Origin of the sequence: Janibacter sp. Soil728 (assembly GCF_001428305.1) — a bacterium.
GTDB lineage: Bacteria > Actinomycetota > Actinomycetes > Actinomycetales > Dermatophilaceae > Janibacter.
Map to the genome: position 1 here is coordinate 294,172 of NZ_LMRZ01000005.1, position 15,950 is coordinate 310,121.

16 protein-coding genes are annotated in these 15,950 nt (G+C 68.7%); 3 read left to right on the plus strand and 13 right to left on the minus strand.

Going from position 1 to position 15,950, the window contains the following annotated elements:
- Positions 1 to 5: 5 nt before the first annotated feature.
- The 6 genes from ASG73_RS12145 to xerD all read right to left on the minus strand — a co-directional run bounded on the left by ASG73_RS12145 (position 6) and on the right by xerD (position 5,477).
- Positions 6 to 1,130: a prephenate dehydrogenase gene (locus ASG73_RS12145; RefSeq protein WP_082567210.1), complete on the minus strand. Its 1,125-nt coding sequence runs from the start codon at positions 1,128 to 1,130 to the stop codon at positions 6 to 8.
- Positions 1,127 to 2,038, minus strand: coding sequence for a pseudouridine synthase (locus tag ASG73_RS12150; RefSeq protein WP_055995406.1), 912 nt, complete (start codon positions 2,036 to 2,038; stop codon positions 1,127 to 1,129). Before ASG73_RS12150 ends, ASG73_RS12145 begins: the two co-directional genes overlap by 4 nt.
- On the minus strand, positions 2,035 to 2,679 hold the full coding sequence (gene scpB, locus ASG73_RS12155; protein ID WP_055995409.1) for an SMC-Scp complex subunit ScpB: 645 nt from the start codon (positions 2,677 to 2,679) through the stop codon (positions 2,035 to 2,037). The genes ASG73_RS12150 and scpB overlap by 4 nt, the downstream gene beginning before the upstream one ends.
- Positions 2,672 to 3,595 (minus strand): segregation and condensation protein A, encoded by a 924-nt coding sequence (locus tag ASG73_RS12160; protein WP_055995412.1) that lies wholly within the window; start codon positions 3,593 to 3,595, stop codon positions 2,672 to 2,674. Before ASG73_RS12160 ends, scpB begins: the two co-directional genes overlap by 8 nt.
- 5 nt (positions 3,596 to 3,600) lie before the next feature.
- Positions 3,601 to 4,488 carry a ParA family protein gene (locus ASG73_RS12165; RefSeq protein WP_055995415.1) on the minus strand — a complete coding sequence of 296 codons (888 nt, stop codon included), beginning with the start codon at positions 4,486 to 4,488 and terminating at the stop codon, positions 3,601 to 3,603.
- Between the two features lie 62 nt (positions 4,489 to 4,550).
- A complete protein-coding gene (gene xerD / locus ASG73_RS12170; protein ID WP_055995418.1) occupies positions 4,551 to 5,477 on the minus strand; it encodes a site-specific tyrosine recombinase XerD in 927 nt (308 codons plus the stop codon).
- A gap of 126 nt (positions 5,478 to 5,603) precedes the next feature.
- On the opposite strand from xerD, the gene ASG73_RS12175 reads away from it, so the two are divergent.
- Together ASG73_RS12175 and ASG73_RS12180 are read left to right on the plus strand one after the other, a co-directional pair.
- A complete protein-coding gene (locus ASG73_RS12175; RefSeq protein ID WP_055995421.1) occupies positions 5,604 to 6,227 on the plus strand; it encodes a hypothetical protein in 624 nt (207 codons plus the stop codon).
- A gap of 307 nt (positions 6,228 to 6,534) precedes the next feature.
- On the plus strand, positions 6,535 to 7,128 hold the full coding sequence (locus tag ASG73_RS12180) for a helix-turn-helix domain-containing protein (protein ID WP_055995424.1): 594 nt from the start codon (positions 6,535 to 6,537) through the stop codon (positions 7,126 to 7,128).
- Positions 7,129 to 7,148: 20 nt separating this feature from the next.
- On the opposite strand, the gene hisS is transcribed toward ASG73_RS12180, so the two are convergent.
- Positions 7,149 to 8,516, minus strand: coding sequence for a histidine--tRNA ligase (gene hisS, locus ASG73_RS12185; protein WP_055995427.1), 1,368 nt, complete (start codon positions 8,514 to 8,516; stop codon positions 7,149 to 7,151).
- On the minus strand, positions 8,513 to 9,217 hold the full coding sequence (locus tag ASG73_RS12190; protein ID WP_055995430.1) for an MBL fold metallo-hydrolase: 705 nt from the start codon (positions 9,215 to 9,217) through the stop codon (positions 8,513 to 8,515). Before ASG73_RS12190 ends, hisS begins: the two co-directional genes overlap by 4 nt.
- Positions 9,218 to 9,273: 56 nt before the next feature.
- Between ASG73_RS12190 and ASG73_RS12195 the strand changes: the two genes are divergently transcribed.
- A complete protein-coding gene (locus tag ASG73_RS12195) occupies positions 9,274 to 10,647 on the plus strand; it encodes a DUF349 domain-containing protein (RefSeq protein WP_235499446.1) in 1,374 nt (457 codons plus the stop codon).
- 33 nt (positions 10,648 to 10,680) lie between these two features.
- On the opposite strand, the gene ASG73_RS12200 is transcribed toward ASG73_RS12195, so the two are convergent.
- From ASG73_RS12200 to secF, 5 genes are all read right to left on the minus strand, one after another.
- A complete protein-coding gene (locus tag ASG73_RS12200) occupies positions 10,681 to 11,505 on the minus strand; it encodes an HTTM domain-containing protein (RefSeq protein ID WP_055995432.1) in 825 nt (274 codons plus the stop codon).
- Positions 11,499 to 11,810: a hypothetical protein gene (locus tag ASG73_RS12205; protein ID WP_055995435.1), complete on the minus strand. Its 312-nt coding sequence runs from the start codon at positions 11,808 to 11,810 to the stop codon at positions 11,499 to 11,501. Before ASG73_RS12205 ends, ASG73_RS12200 begins: the two co-directional genes overlap by 7 nt.
- A gap of 94 nt (positions 11,811 to 11,904) precedes the next feature.
- A complete protein-coding gene (locus ASG73_RS12210) occupies positions 11,905 to 14,196 on the minus strand; it encodes a RelA/SpoT family protein (RefSeq protein WP_055995438.1) in 2,292 nt (763 codons plus the stop codon).
- 9 nt (positions 14,197 to 14,205) lie between these two features.
- Positions 14,206 to 14,736: an adenine phosphoribosyltransferase gene (locus tag ASG73_RS12215; RefSeq protein ID WP_055995442.1), complete on the minus strand. Its 531-nt coding sequence runs from the start codon at positions 14,734 to 14,736 to the stop codon at positions 14,206 to 14,208.
- Positions 14,733 to 15,947 (minus strand): protein translocase subunit SecF, encoded by a 1,215-nt coding sequence (gene secF / locus ASG73_RS12220; RefSeq protein ID WP_082567211.1) that lies wholly within the window; start codon positions 15,945 to 15,947, stop codon positions 14,733 to 14,735. Before secF ends, ASG73_RS12215 begins: the two co-directional genes overlap by 4 nt.
- Positions 15,948 to 15,950 lie beyond the last annotated feature (3 nt).

Genomic DNA, 15,950 nt, shown 5'->3' on the forward strand with positions numbered 1-15,950 from the left:
GCCGCTCAGGAGTGGATCTGCCAACCACGGGCCCCCAGGGCCTCGCTCAGCGGTCCGGCGGCGGCCGGAAGGACGGAGACCTCGGCGAGGCCGAAGGGCAGGCCGAGACCGTGGTCGAGGCGCAGCTCCTCGAGGTTGACCCCTTCTTCGCCGATCTCCACGAGCAGTCGTGCCAGCTCTCCGGGGCGGTCGTCGACGACGACCCGGACGATGGCGTAGGCGGCCGGCGGGGCGCCGTGCTTGCCCGGGATCCGGGCGTGCCCGGCGTTGCCGTCGGCGATCCTGCGGGCCAGGACCGCCCGTGCTCCGGGCGCATCGGCGACGTGGGCGTCCTGCGCGAGCGCCTCGAGGGCGTCGACGACCCCGACGAGGTCCACGGACATGGCACGCAGCACCTCGGCGACCGCGCCGGCGTTGCCGGAGAGGATCTGGGTCCACAGGCCGGGGTCGCTCGCAGCGATCCGCGTGACATCACGCACGCCCTGACCGGCCAGACCGATGGCCTGCTCGCTCAGGTGCTCCAGGCGCGCTGCCACGAGGGAGGCCGCGAGCTGCGGGACGTGCGAGACGGCCGCGACGGCCGCGTCGTGGTCCTCGGCGGTCAGCGTCGTGACCGCTGCTCCGGTGGCCCGCGCCAGGGTCGAGACGAGTCGAGTGGCCCCGGGGTCGCTCCCTTCGTGCGGGCAGAGCACCCACGCCCGCCCCTCGAAGAGGTCGGCCCGGGCGCTGATGGCACCGGAGCGCTCCCGCCCGGCCATCGGGTGGCTGCCCACATAGCGCTCGATCGGCGCGCCGGCGCGCAGGAGGTCGGCGAGCACGACCTGCTTGACGGAGGCGACATCCGTGACGACGGCCTCGGGCCACCTCTCGAGGGCGGTGAGGACGAGCCGTGGGGCGACGTCGGGTGGCGCTGCGACGACGACGATTCCGGGATCCACCGGGCCGGTGATCCGACCTGCACCCAGATCACGGGCGAGGGCGACGGAGGTCTCCGACTGGTCCTCCAGCGTCACGTCGGCGCCGGCACCCGTGAGGGCCAGTCCGATGCTCGCCCCGATGAGCCCGGTCCCGATCACGTGCACGGGAGGAAGCGAGGCGGCCGCTCCCTTCGCCTCGACCGAAGCGGTCACAGACCCGCGGCCTTGTACAGCTCGCTGATCTCCTGACGGCTCAGGTTGCGCCAGCGGCCCGACTTGGTCGTGCCGAGGGTGATCGGCCCGACCTGCACGCGCACCAGCGAGAGGACGGGGTGACCGACGTGCTCGAGCATGCGGCGCACGATGTGCTTGCGGCCCTCGTGGAGGATCACCTCGACGAGCGCCTTGCCCGGACGCGAGTCGACGATCTTGAAGGAGTCGACCTTCACCGGGCCGTCCTCGAGCATGACGCCCTCGCGCAGCTGCTTGCCCAGGTCCCTGGGCACCGGGCCCGGGATCTCGGCGATGTAGGTCTTCAGCACACCGTGGGCCGGGTGCTGCAGCCGGTGGGCGAGGTCGCCGTCGTTGGTGAGGATGAGCAGACCCTCGGTGTCGGCGTCGAGTCGACCGACGTGGAAGAGGCGCTCCGGGCGACCGGCGACGTAGTCACCGATGCTCAACCGACCCAGCTCGTCGGACATCGTCGTGACGACACCCGTCGGCTTGTTGAAGGCGAGGTAGACGCGCGACTCGTCGAGGTGGACGCGCTCGCCGTCGACGTGCACGGTCTGGCGGATGGGGTCCACGCGCACGCCGAGCTCGCGCACGACCTGACCGTCGACCTCGACCCGGCCCTCGCTGATGAGGAGCTCGCAGGCACGTCGGGAGCCGATCCCGGCCGCGGCCAGAACCTTCTGCAGGCGGGTCCCCTCGGGGTCGTGGATGTCGATCGGAGCGGCCTGCGGGGGCTGCGGCGCCAGCTCGGCCTGGCCGCTGCGGCTGCGGCCGGTGGTCCCCCGGTCGGGCTGGTTGCGGCGGCCGGGACGCGGCGGCTTCTTGGGTCCCTTGCCACGGCCTGCGCCTTGGGGGCCTCCGGGACGGCGGTTCTGGGGCGGGGTCATGGGCGGGCCTCATTCATGAGTTCGTCGAGCACTGTTGCGTCGGGTAGGTAAGGGGCGATGGGCGGCAGGTCGTCCAGAGAGTTCAGACCCATCCGCTCCAGGAAGTAGGGGGTGGTCCCGTAGAGCGTCGCGTTGGACTCTTCGTCCTTGGTGACCTCGACGATCAGTCCGCGGGTCAGCAGCGTGCGCACGACGCCGTCGACGGTGACTCCTCGGATCGCGCTGATGCGACCCCTGGCGATCGGCTGCCGGTAGGCGATCACGGCGAGCGTCTCCAAGGAGGCGGTCGTCAGCTTGGACTGCTGGCCGTCGATGACGAAGCGCTCGACGACCGGCGCGTAGGCGTGGTGGCTGTAGAAGCGCCATCCCCCGCCGACATTGCGCACGGTGAAGCCGTGCTGGCCGTCGGCGTAGGTGCTCTCGAGCGCACCGAGGTGCTCGCGGATCTCCTCGACGGGCAGCTCGAGTGCCGACGCGAGGGCATGGTCGGTGACCGGTTCCTCGACGATCATCAGGACCGCCGCGATGGCCGCTCGGGCACCTCCGGGCAGCTCACCGACGTCGAAGGCCACCTGGACGTCGTCGCCCTCGGCCAGTGGTTCGGCCTGGGTCAGTGGGTCGGCCTGGGTGGGTTCACTCATTGGGCTCCTCCTCCGCGAGCGAAGGGGGCGGTGGCTCCCCTTCGTCGAACTCGGCACCGACGTCCACGGTGCTCTCCTGGCTGCCGGTCCAGCTGACCTCGAGGTCTCCGAGTGCCTCCGGCTGGTCGAAGGTGACCTGCTTGTCGCGGAAGAGCTCGAGCAGGGCGAGGAAGCGGGCGACGACCACGAGGGTCGTGTCCGCATCGCGCACGAGCGACCGGAAGGACAGCGCGCCCTCGGCGCGCAGCCGGTCGACGACGATGACGGCCTGCTCGCGCACGCTGACGGCGGGTGCGTGCAGATGAGTCAGCCCGATGGTCTCGGGCTCCTTAGGGGTGAGGGCGCGGGCAGCGATCATGGCCAGCTGCTCGGGCGTGATGCTCATGACGAGCTCGGGCAGCAGCGCTGCCAGGTGCGGCTCCAGGCCCGCCTGACGCGGTGTCATCCGACCGGTGCCCGCCATGGTCTCGCCGAACTGGGCCGCGACATCCTTGAAGGCGCGGTACTGCATGAGCCGCGCGAAGAGGAGGTCGCGGGCCTCGATGAGCTCGAGGTCCTCCTCATCCCCGTCGCCGGTGTTGGGCAGCAGCCGCGAGGCCTTGATGTCGAGCAATGTCGCGGCGACGAGGAGGAACTCGCTCGTCTGGCCCAGGTCCCATGCCGGCTCGCTGGCCTGGAGGGCCCGCAGGTGCACCATGAACTCGTCGGTGACCTTGGCCAGAGCGATCTCGGTGATGTCCAGCTGGTGCTTGCTGATCAGACCGAGCAGGAGGTCGAAGGGCCCCTCGAAGTTGTCGAGATGCACGGTGAAGGCCTGCTCGGCGCCCCGCTTGGTGATGACACCACCGGGGACGGTGGCCTCTGGCGGGGTCGTGAGGGGCGAGGGGGTGGGCGCAGTGGCCGCGGGGGCCTCCACTGTCGTCAGGGAGCGCCGCCGCGCGAGATCAGCTCACGGGCCAGCTGCCGGTAGGCATTGGCCCCGGAGTGCCCGGTGGCGTAGGTGGTGATCGGCTCGGCGGCAAGAGTTGCGTCGGGGAACTTCACCGTGCGCGAGATGACGGTGTGGAAGACCCGGTCGCCGAAGTGCTCGACGACGGACCCGACGACCTCACGACTGTGCAGGGTGCGCCCGTCGTACATCGTGGCGAGGATGCCGTCGACGGTCAGGCCGGGGTTGAGCCGGTCGGTGATCTTGTCGATCGTCTCGACGAGCAGCGCGACACCACGCATGGCGAAGTACTCGGTCTCCAGCGGGATGACGACCCCGTGAGCGGCCGTCAGCGCGTTGACCGTCAGCAGCCCCAGCGAGGGTTGGCAGTCGATCAGGATGACGTCGTAGTCGTCCAGGACGGGGCGCAGGACGCGGGAGAGGATCTGCTCGCGCGCGACCTCACCGACGAGCTGCACCTCGGCAGCCGACAGGTCGATGTTGGCCGGGGCGACGTCCAGGCCCTCGACCGAGGTGTGCTGGATGATCTCGCTGATCTCGTGCCCGCGGGAGACGAGCAGGTCGTAGATCGTGATGTCCAGCATGTGGGTCGGGACACCGAGTCCCACGGACAGGGCGCCCTGCGGGTCGAAGTCCACGAGCAGGACACGGCGGCCGGCCTCGGCCAGTGCAGCGCCCAGGTTGATGGTCGTGGTCGTCTTGCCGACCCCGCCCTTCTGGTTGCACATGGCGATGATGCGGGCCGGCCCGTGCGAGTCCAGCGGTGCTGGCTCTGGGAAGGTGGGCAGGGGCCTGCCGGTCGGACCGTACTGGGTCAGGTCGTGCTCGAATTCGAGCGGCGGCGTCACCTCGGATGCCACAGTCGGATCACTCCATCGGGTCTGGCGGTCGGTCAGCCTCTCGCTGATCAGCGATGAGACTATCAGCGGGCGCGGGGGTGGCTTTGCGCATAGACCTCGCGCAGCTGCTGCACCGTGACCATCGTGTAGATCTGAGTGGTCGTCACGGAGGCGTGGCCGAGGAGCTCCTGGACGACCCGCACGTCGGCGCCGCCCTCCAGCAGGTGGGTGGCGAAGGAGTGGCGCATCGTGTGCGGGGAGACGTGCCCCGTCAGGCCGGCTCGGTCCGCGGCGGCCGTGATGGCCGCCCAGGCGCTCTGCCGCGACAGCCGGGCTCCTCGCCTGTTCAGGAAGAGTGCTGGTCCCGCCTTGCCCTTCGTCGACAGCTCGGGTCGTCCGCGGACCAGCCACGACTGCACGGCCTGCGTCGCGTAGGAGCCGACGGGGACGACCCGCTCCTTGTTGCCCTTGCCCAGGAGCCGGACCGCTCCGATCTCCAGGTCGAGGTCGTCGATGTCGAGGCCGACGGCCTCCGAGATGCGTGCTCCGGTCGCGTAGAGCAGCTCCAGGAGAGCGCGGTCCCGCATCGGGACGGGCCCGTCCCCCACCCCCGCGGCGTCGATGAGTCGGGTGACCTCGTCGAGGCTGATGGCCTTGGGCAGGCGCGAAGGGGGGGTCGGCGGGGCGACGTCCTCGGCGGGGTTGTGCTGGGTGACTCCCTCGAGAGCAAGGAACTTGTGCAGTCCACGGACCGCGACGAGCGTGCGTGCCGCGGAGCTGGCGGCCAGGGGCGGGTGGGAGTCGTCCCCCGTGCGCAGAGCGGCGAGAAAACCGGCGACGTGGGCCTCGGTGACGTCCAGCGGGTCGCTGATGCCATCGGCGGCGAGGTGCTCGACGTAGCGGCCGGAGTCCCGCGTGTACGCGGAGAGGGTGTGGGCGGAGACTCCGCGCTCGACGTCCAGCTGGGTGAGCCAGGTCCGCACCGCGCGCTCCAGGGGCGTCGTGGTCACCGGCTCACTCCTGAGATCTGCGTGGCTGAACCGTTCTGCGTGGCTGAACCGTGAGGGTGGTCGAACCGTGGGCACTCCATTGTGCCCACGGGTGGTCGCGACCACGCCGGGGAGTCTAATGGGCACATGAAGCTGTATGCGGATCTACCCGCCCGTCGGACCGGTCAGATCGTCGCGGACCTGCTCATGCTCGGTTGGATTCTGCTCTGGGCATGGGTCGGGACAGTCGTGCACGCGACGACGCTCAAGCTGGGCGAGCCGGGCCATCGACTGGAGAGTGCGGGCCAAGGCTTCCGGGACAAGCTGACGACAGCCGGTGACAATGTCGACGACTTGCCGCTCCTCGACGACAAGGTGGCCAAGCCCTTCCGCGATGCAGCGGGTGCCGGATCGTCGATCGAGGACGCCGGTCGTGACCTGGTGTCTGCGGTCGACACGCTGGCGACGACCTTGGGGTGGGTCACCGCGCTGACCCCGATCCTCATCGTCGGTGCCTTCTGGTTGGCGTCGAGATGGCGCTTTGTGCGGCGAGCCACCGCCGCCCAGGCCTTGGTGGGCTCGGTCGACGACCTGGACCTCTTCGCCCTTCGCGCCATGGCCAACCAGCCCCTGCAGCGGCTGGCCCGGATCAGCGACGACCCGACGGGCGCCTGGCGGCGTGGTGACTCCGAGGTGATCCGTGAGCTCGCCCTGCTCGAGCTGAGCGACTGCGGCCTGCGGCCTCCCGAGCCCACGATCTCCGCTGACTGAGTTGACTGAGTTGACTGAGTTGACTGACTGACTGAGCTGGCGACACCGGCTCAGGCCGAAGGGTGTGCCACCGCCTATGCCGTTGGCCCGTACTTTGTGCCAGGGGTGTCCTGGCACACAGGTCTCGTGACACACAGGTCTCCTGGCGACAGGTCTCCTGCGACAGGTGTCCTGGCACAAAGTACGGAGCAACAGCAGAGCGACACGATCGACCCGCTCGATCAACACGGCGACGCCACGCCCCTCCGTCATCCACAGGTCGGCACAAGCCCGTCGGTGGTCATGCCCCGCGTCGCAGACTTGGGTCATGGAACCCGTCGACGTCGACCCTGCGGAGCAGTCTTCACTCACCTGCCCCATGGACTGCGCGGTGTGCAAGGAGCCGGGTGACTGCGAGGACTGTCTCGACTGCCTGTACTGGCCCAATGTGGTGGAGGACGACCTGTGGCACCCACCCGCGCCCCGCGGCCGCTCCCTGCCGACCAAGACCGCGCAGATGGAGGACGCGCGCAGCCGGATCGTGACAAGCCGACGCGTGGGCCTGGTCTCGCGCAGATTCCGTCGTCTGGCCCGCCTCAGCCAGCGCGAGCTCGCTGCTGAGCTCGGATGGAGCCATACGTCGGTGGGTCGGATGGAGAAGGACGCAGCCACGATGCCTCTGGGCAAGATCGAGGCCCTGCTCCAACGCGCGGGCTACCGGTTCGCCATCGTTGCCAAAGACGCTGCCACGCCCACCGAAGCGTCTGACGACCTGTGGGAGGCCGCAGACCTCATCGCCCGGGATCAGGCCGGGCGCAGGCCCAGCCCGCTGGGGTCGGTCACGTGGCACCCGCCCGAGGACCTCCGCCAGGACTCGTCCCTGCGGGGTCGTGAGTGGACCTGGCAGCGGCCCGCAAGCTGATACCGCTGATACCTCTCTGCCTACTCCCCCAGCGCGACGACCTGCGGACGCAGGTCCTCCACGGGGCACTCCCATGTCGCCGCGTCGGCGTCGACCTGTTCACCGGAGCGGATGTCCTTGACCTGGTCCCCACCGGACTCCCCGGAGTCGGGGAACCAGACGTACGGGAGCCCACGACGTTCGGCGAAGCGGATCTGCTTGCCGAACTTGGCAGCAGCAGGCGCGACTTCACACGGGATCCCCCGCGCACGCAGTGCCGTCGCCACCGCCACGGAGGCGGGGCGGCTCCCTTCGTCCGTGACGGCCACGAGGACAGCGGAGGGCGACTTGCGGCTCGCACCGACCAGTCCCTTGCCCAGGAGCAGGCCGAGGAGCCGAGAGAGGCCGATCGAGATGCCGACACCGGGGTAGGTGTTCTTGCCATCGCTGGCCAGCTCGTCATAGCGACCACCGGAGCAGAAGGAGCCCCACGACTCGTAGCCGATGAGCTGCGTCTCGTAGACAGTGCCCGTGTAGTAGTCCAGACCGCGGGCGATCTTCAGGTCCGCGACCATCGCGCCCGGCGCCGCCGCGGCACCGGTCTCGATGACGGCAGAGAGCGCTGCGAGGCCCTCGTCGAGCACGGTGTGCTCGACGCCAAGCGCCCGGACCCGCTCGACGAAGGAGGTGTCCTGAGTCCGGATCGCCGCCAGGTCGAGGCAGGCCTGCGCCTGCTCCGCGGTCCGTCCGGCCTCGACGAGCAGCGCCGCGACCTTGTCCGGGCCGATCTTGTCCAGCTTGTCGACGATGCGCAGGGTGCCGGCGACGTCCTCGATCCCCAGCCCCCGGTAGAAGCCCTCCGGGATCATCCGGTTGTTGACCTGGATGACCATCGGCGGGATCGGCAGCTTGGCGAAGATCTCGGCCATGACGAGCGGCATCTCGGCCTCGAAGTGCGGCGCCAGCTCCCCGGTGTCGACGACATCGATGTCGCACTGGGTGAACTCGCGGTAGCGCCCCTCCTGGGGCCGCTCACCGCGCCAGACCTTCTGGATCTGGTGGCGGCGGAAGGGGAAGCTCAACCGTCCGGCGTTCTCCACGACATACCGGGCAAAGGGCACCGTGAGGTCGAAGTGCAGACCGAGCTCGCTCTCACGACCTGCGCCGGTGCTGCCGCCTTCGGCATCAGCCAGGCGGTGGATCCCGTAGATCTCCTTGTCCGCATCGCCACCCTTGCCGAGGAGCCTCTCGACCGGCTCGACCGACCTGGTCTCGATCGACGGGAAGCCGTGCAGCTCGAAGGTCGAGCGGATGACATCGATGAAGTGCTGCTCGACGACCCGCTGCTCAGGCAGGTACTCCGGGAAGCCGGACAGCGGCGTGATCTTGGTGGCGCGGGGGGTGCTCATGACAGTCCTTGCAGATACGGGTTGGTCGCCTTCTCGCGGCCCAGCGTCGTCGCGGGGCCGTGACCGGGCAGGACGAGACTGGAGTCAGGGCGCGGATGGACAGCCCGACGAAGGGAGTCCTGCATGGCCTCGTGCGACCCGCCCGGCAGATCGGTCCGCCCGATGGACCCGGCGAAGAGCACGTCACCCGTGATGAGGGTGCGGTCCACCTCGGCCCCGGCGGGGACGCCCTCGGGCACCTGCCCCATCGCGAACATCACGGAGCCCTCGGTGTGCCCCGGCGCGTGGATGACCTCGAGGTCGATCCCAGCCACCGTGACCACCTGGCTGTCGGTGACCTCGACGATCGTGTCGGGCTCACGCCAGGTGACCTTCTTGCCGAACTGCTGCTCGAGCATCCCGCTCAGCTGCGGTCCCAGGGACGAGGACCCCAGCGGGTCGACGAGGCGGTAGCGGTCGTCAGTGTGGATGTAGGCGGCCAGATCCCCTCCGCAGACAGGGGTCACGGAGAAGATGTGGTCGATGTGACCGTGCGTGAGGAGCACCGCGGCCGGCTTGAGCCGGTGGGTCGTCAGCACCTCCCGCAAGGTCTCCTCGATCCCGATGCCCGGGTCGACGATGATGCACTCCTCGCCGGGGGCATCGGCGATGACATAGCAGTTTGTCCCGAAGGCCTGCGCCGGGAAGGAGAGGGTCAGCACGGCTCAAGCCTACGTGCGGGCCCCCTCGCGCCGCGCCCTTGGGTAACCTCGGGCATGTGAGTGACGAGACCAACGCCCCGCGCCCTTCGGCGCCCTCGCCTGCGGCCCTGGCCCGCATGGCCCCCCGACCGCCTGCCACCCCCGCCCCCGAGGTGCCGGCGATCACGACGGACCACTCGGCATCGGCCGCTTTTGGTCGAGTGGACGAGGAGGGCAAGGTCTTCGTCCGTGAGGGCGAAGACGAACGCGAGGTCGGGTCCTACCCCGACGCCACGCCCGAGGAAGCCCTGCAGTACTTCGCCCGCAAGTACGACGAGCTCTTCGCCTCCGCGACCCTGCTGCGCCAGCGCCTCGACGTCCCGGATGTCTCCGCGAAGGAGATCGGCGACGGCCTGAAGAGCCTGCGTGAGCACGCCCAGGAACCCAATGTCGTCGGTGACCTGCCGGCCCTGGCCACCCTGATCACCGAGCTCGAGGAGGGGCTGGCCACCAAGCGCCAGACCGAGTCCGCTCAGCGCGCCGAGGCCAAGAAGGTGGCCAGCGCCGAGCGTGAGGCCATCGTGGCCGAGGCCGAGACCATTGCCGCGCAGCCCATCGAGAAGGTCCAGTGGAAGCAGTCCACGGCCCGCATGCGCGCCCTGCTCGACGAGTGGAAGACCCACCAGCGCGGCAAGGTCCGGTTGGACAAGGATGTCGAGAGCTCGCTGTGGCAGCGCTTCTCCAAGGCCCGCAATGGCTTCGACAAGGCGCGTCGTTCCCACTTCGCGCACCTCGAGGTCAGCCGCGGCGAGATCAAGGCCGTCAAGGAGGACCTGGTCGTGCAGGCCGAGCGTCTGTCGACGTCCACCGACTGGAACTCCACGGCCGGAGCCTTCAAGCGCCTCATGGACGACTGGCGCAGTGCCGGCCGCGCCGGACGCAACGACGACGACAAGCTGTGGGAGCGCTTCCGTACCGCCCAGGATGCCTTCTTCAACGCCAAGGACGCCGATGCGGCGGCCGAGGACGAGGCCCACAGAGGCAACCTCGAGGCCAAGGAGACCATCCTCGCGGAGGCACAGGCGCTGCTGCCGATCAAGGACCTCGAGAAGACCAAGGCTGCGCTGCGCGACATCCAGGACCGGTGGGAGGCCGCGGGCAAGGTGCCGCGTGCGGACATCGCTCGGATGGAGAAGGGCATGCAGAAGGTCGAGCAGTCCGTCCGCGACCTCGAGGACAAGAAGTGGTCCAACACCAACCCCGAGCTGTCGGCTCGCGCCTCGTCGATGGCCACCCAGCTGGAGTCCAAGGTGGCTGAGCTGCGCGAGGACGTCGAGGCCGCGGAGGCCAAGGGCGACACCTCCCGGGCGGCCAAGCTGCGCGAGCAGCTGGAGGCTCAGCAGGCCTGGCTCGACCAGGCACGCAAGGGCCTCGACGAGTTCGGCGGCTGACGCTTCGGCCAACCACGCACGGGAGCCCCGAGATCACGACAGCGTCGGTCCCGGGGCTCCCGTCATGAGTGGTCCGGGATCGTCCTGCCCGTATCGACGCAGACTCGGACGAGCCAGGAACAGCGGGTAGAGGGGCACACACGCGAGGGCGAAGGCCACCAGCTGGATAGTGCTGTCCGCCAGCAGCGTGAGGATGCTCAGGTGCAGGCCCATGCCGGCAACCACGGCGACCATCCGCAATCGGGGCACCCACAGGCCCACGGCCAGAAGCCCCATCTCGGTCACGATCGTCGCCACGGCCATGGGCTGGTAGACCCACTCTGGCAACGGATAGCGCATCCAGCCTGCGAGTGCGTCACCGGGCAGGAACATGTGGTTGATCTTGGACAGGCCAGCGAACAGGTAGAGCGCACTCAGCTGGGTCATCATCAGCAGCTGCGGCCACCAGGGGACCTCACGTCGCGGTCGGCCACGGCTCACCAGACTGTAGGCCCGGTCAGAGCGAGCGAAGGCCAGATAGGCGATCAGAAGCACGACGATGACCTGATGGCTGCTGTACGTCTGCTGGTCCCACAGGAGCACGGTCCCCATGGTCAGGGAGTAGGCAATGGCGGCTGCCGCGGTGCCAACCCCCAGGAGGATCGACACCGACGCGGTGACGCCCACGGCCAGAACCACCTGCACTGCCACATGGGAGACCGACGGCACCCAGTCGGTGAGCGGCATCGCCAGCTTGCCCGCGGCCAGACCGCTGAGGAGGGCGTACATCTCCAAGGTGTTGATGAGTGCGGCTAGTGCCAGCCCGATGCGGGCGACCGCGACCGGACGTGGATCGACGTGCAGCGCAAGCCTCAGCACCTCACGGTCCTCAACCCATCAGGTCGCTCGACCGTCACCTGCGCGGCTCCCGGTATGGCGCACAGACGTTCTGGCAGTCGCCGGGTCCAGTCGATCTCGACCCGCGGTGAGACGGCGAAGACCTCCGCCGGGTCGTACTCCACGTCCTGCCCGTGCTCGTCCTCGACGGTCACGTCGAGACTGCCGAGCCCTGAGTACATCTGGAACCCCAGCCGCGTGGGCGGCTCGCTGGCGACCAGCGCGATGAGCGGCACACAGAATTGTGCAGCGATCACGCCCAGCACGACCCCCCGCGGCACTCCCATGGCGGGCAGCCTAGCGACGTTCCTGGCGCTTGGGCAGGGGCCGGATGAGCGGTCCTCGCCGACTCCCTCCCGCTTCTGCTCGAAGGGGGTGTGATCAGCGCTTCTTGCCGTTCCCGCCGTTGATGCGGAAGCAGTCGAAGACCGACTCGATGCGCTTGACCTGCTGGATGACGTGACTGAGGTGGGCAACCTCGCCCATCTCGAAGGAGAAGCGCAGGATCGCCACCCGATCGCGGGAGGTCTGCACTGCGGCCGAGAGGATGTTGACCCCCGACTCGGAGAGCACGCGAGTGACATCGGAGAGCAGGCCGGCCCGATCGAGTGCTTCGACCTGGACCTGCACGAGGAAGACGCTCGTGCTGCTCGGTGCCCACTCCACCTCGATGAGCCGCTCGGACTCCTTCTTCAGCGAGGTGGCGTTGGGACACTTGACCCGGTGGACGGAGACGCCGTTGCCGCGGGTGATGAAGCCCATGATCTCGTCGCCCGGGACCGGGGTGCAGCACTTGGCGAGCTTGACCCACAGGTCGTCCATGCCCTTGACCACCACACCGGGGTCATTGGTGCTGCGGCTGCGGCCGATCGGACCGGGCACCGTTGCCTCAGCGAGGTCCTCGGTCGCGCCGTCCTGTCCCCCGGCAGCCGCGATGAGCCGCGAGACGACATGCTGCGCCGACACGTGCCCCTCACCGACCGCGGCGTAGAGACCGTCGACGTCCTGACGTCGTAGCTCACTCGCGACGGACGTGAGTGACTCCACGGTGACCAGGCGGTGCAGCGGCAGGTTCTGCTTGCGCACGACCTTGGCGATGGCCTCCTTGCCGGAGTCGACCATCTCCTCACGACGTTCCTTGGTGAACCACTGCTTGATCTTGTTGCGCGCGCGGGCCGAGCGGACGAAGTTGAGCCAGTCGCGTGAGGGGCCCGCCCCCTCGGCCTTGGAGGTCAGGACCTCGACGGCATCGCCGTTCTCCAGCGGTGAGTCCAGTGGCACGAGCCGGCCGTTGACCCGGGCGCCGATGCATCGGTGCCCGACCTCCGTGTGCACCGCGTAGGCGAAGTCGACGGTGGTCGCCCCGGCAGGAAGGGCGATGACCTGCCCCTTGGGCGTGAAGGCATAGACCTCACGGGTGTTGATCTCGTAGCGCAAGGAGTCCAGGAACTCACTGGGGTCCGCGGTCTCCTTCTGCCAGTCGAGCAACTGGCGCAGCCACGCCATCTCCCCCGCCTGACCGTCGTCGACCCGGCCACCGTCCGGGTTGCCGCGGTCCTTGTACTTCCAGTGGGCCGCGACGCCGTACTCGGCCCGGCGGTGCATCTGGTGGGTACGGATCTGGATCTCGACGGGCTTGCCCTGCGGACCGATGACCGTCGTGTGCAGCGACTGGTACATGTTGAACTTCGGCAGCGAGATGTAGTCCTTGAACCGCCCCGGAAGGGGGTTCCACCGGGCATGCAGAGCACCCAGCGCCGCGTAGCAGTCCCGCACGGTGTCGACGAGGACTCGCACGGCGACGAGGTCATAGATCTCGCCGAACTCCCGGCCGCCGACGATCATCTTCTGGTACACGGAGTAGTAGTGCTTGGGTCGCCCGGTGACCGTGGCCTTGATCCGCGCCTCACGCAGATCCGTCACCACCTGGCTCTTGACCGTCGTCAGGTACTCCTCGCGAGCGGGGGCACGCTCGGCGACGAGCCGGACGATCTCCTCGTAGACCTTGGGGTAGAGCGTGGCGAAGGAGAGGTCCTCCAGCTCCCACTTGATGGTGTTCATCCCGAGGCGGTGGGCCAAGGGCGCGTAGATCTCCAGGGTCTCCTGGGCCTTGCGCTGCGCGGACGCCGCCGAGACATAGCGCCAGGTCCGCGCGTTGTGCAGCCGGTCGGCCAGCTTGATGACGAGCACGCGGATGTCGCGAGCCATCGCCACGATCATCTTGCGCACGGTCTCGGCCTGGGCGTTGTCGCCGTAGGTGACCTTGTCGAGCTTGGTGACGCCATCGACGAGCTTGGCGACCTCGGCGCCGAACTCCTCCTCGAGCTCATCGAGCGAGTAGTCGGTGTCCTCCACGGTGTCGTGGAGCAGCGCTGCCGCGAGAGTCACCGGGGTCATGCCGAGCTCGGCGAGGATCGTGGTGACCGCCAGCGGGTGCGTGATGTACGGGTCACCGCTCTTGCGCCGTTGACCTTCGTGAGCCCGCTCGGCGACGTCGTAGGCGCGCTCGATGATCGACAGGTCGGACTTGGGATGGCTCTGTCGCACGATCTGGAGCAGGGGGTCGAGGACACCTGGGGTTGCCGCGCGACCACTGCCCAGCCGGGCCAAGGACGCACGGGCGAGCGAGCGGGGGGAGAACCCGCTGCCACTACCGGTGTTGCGCTCGCTCATGAAGGGAGCCTAGACCGTGACCAGGCTCCGCACGGCACGACCTGCCAGAGCGTCTCGACCGGGCAGTGCCTCGATCTCCACGAGGATCTCGACGCCGGGCACCACCGCACCACAGGTCTCGAGCAAGATGCAGGCCGCAGCCGCGGTCCCGCCGGTCGCCAGGACGTCGTCCACGACGAGGACCCGGGTGCCGTCGGACACCGCATCCTCGTGGATCTCGATGCGTGCCGTGCCGTACTCCAGCGCGTAGTCGACACCCACGGTCGGGCCCGGCAGCTTGCCAGCCTTGCGGACAGGGATGAAGCCCAGTCCCATGTGCAGGGCGATGGCTGCACCGAAGATGAAGCCTCGCGCCTCGAGCCCAGCGATGGCATCGACCTTGCCCTGCCACGGCTGCGCGTGCGCACGTACGACCTCGGCAAAGAGCTCCGCATCCGCGATCAGCGGCGTGATGTCCTTGAAGCTGACACCGGGCTCGGGGAAGTCGGGCACATCGCGCAGCGCATCGAGGATGCGCTGCGCGAGGGAACTCGTGGTCACTCCTTGCCCCGACGGTTGCGCGGGGTCTTCTTCGGCTGATTGCGCGGGCCACCGGACTGCGCGTACTTGTGGACCTTGCGTCCGGTGAGGGTCTGCCCCTGCGCCTCCCCCGACACGTCACTCGCCGCGTCGACAGAGGAGGTTTCCGATCTGGCATCCCGGGGCTGTGCCGACGTCACCGTGCTGCTGCTGGCGGAGGCCTGGGCTCCCGCAGTGGCCAGAGCCGGTTCACGCGACTGGCGGGCTTGGTACTTCTCCGCATCCTTGGCCAGCTTGACGACCTCGGGGTCCTTGCGCCGCAGGTCCACCAGCAGAGGCGTGGCGATGAAGACGGACGAGAAGGCACCCACGGTCGTGCCGACGAAGAGGGCGAGTGACAGGTCGAGCAGGGTGCCCGGGCCGAGGACGGCGAAGCCGATGATCAGGACTGCCACAACGGGCAGGTTGGCGATCACCGTGGTGTTGATCGAGCGGACCAGGGTCTGGTTGACGGCCAGGTTGGCCGCCCGGTCGAAGCTCATCCGACGGTTGGCGAAGGAGGCTCGAGTGTTCTCCTTGACGTGGTCGAAGACCACGACGGTGTCGTAGAGCGAGTAGCCCAAGACGGTCAGGAACCCGATCATCGTTGCCGGCGACACCTCGAAGCCGGTCCAGCTGTAGATGCCGACGGTGATGAGCATGTCGTGCGCCAAGGCGATCATCGACGCCAGAGCCATCTTGAGGTTGCGGTAGTACAAAGCCATCATCGCCGTGGTCAGCACGATGAAGACGACGAGTGCACGCAGTGCCTGCTGGCTGACCGACTTACCCCATGAGGGGCCGATGAAGTTGGAGCTGACCTTGTTGTCCTGCACCTCGAAGGTCTTGGCCAGTGCGTCGGAGACCTCGCGGCCCTCGTCGGCGCTCAGCTCCTCGGTCTGCACCCGCACGGTGCTGCCACCGAGCGTGGAGACATTGGCCGAGGAGCCTGCTCCGGCGATGTCCCGGACGGCCGCAGTGGCCCGCTCCTCGTAGTTGGCCGGCGCCGACTGCGTGGCGACCCGGAACTCGGACCCGCCGGTGAACTCGAGGCTGAGGTTGATCGGTCGCACGACGAAGCCCAGAGCGGCGATCGCCATGATGACCGCCGACCAGACGTACCACTTCTTCGACTGGCCGACGAAGTCGAACGATCGCCGTCCGGTGTAGAGGTCATTGCCCCAGTCCGCCATGCG

Excerpts from the sequence above, each read along its gene's own strand:
- ASG73_RS12150 (WP_055995406.1), bottom strand. The coding sequence starts at position 2,038 with ATGACCCCGCCCCAGAACCGCCGTCCCGGAGGCCCCCAAGGCGCAGGC.
- scpB (WP_055995409.1), bottom strand. The coding sequence starts at position 2,679 with ATGAGTGAACCCACCCAGGCCGACCCACTGACCCAGGCCGAACCACTG.
- ASG73_RS12175 (WP_055995421.1), top strand. The coding sequence starts at position 5,604 with ATGAAGCTGTATGCGGATCTACCCGCCCGTCGGACCGGTCAGATCGTC.
- ASG73_RS12180 (WP_055995424.1), top strand. The coding sequence starts at position 6,535 with ATGGAACCCGTCGACGTCGACCCTGCGGAGCAGTCTTCACTCACCTGC.
- hisS (WP_055995427.1), bottom strand. The coding sequence starts at position 8,516 with ATGAGCACCCCCCGCGCCACCAAGATCACGCCGCTGTCCGGCTTCCCG.
- ASG73_RS12205 (WP_055995435.1), bottom strand. The coding sequence starts at position 11,810 with ATGGGAGTGCCGCGGGGGGTCGTGCTGGGCGTGATCGCTGCACAATTC.
- ASG73_RS12210 (WP_055995438.1), bottom strand. The coding sequence starts at position 14,196 with ATGAGCGAGCGCAACACCGGTAGTGGCAGCGGGTTCTCCCCCCGCTCG.
- secF (WP_082567211.1), bottom strand. The coding sequence starts at position 15,947 with ATGGCGGACTGGGGCAATGACCTCTACACCGGACGGCGATCGTTCGAC.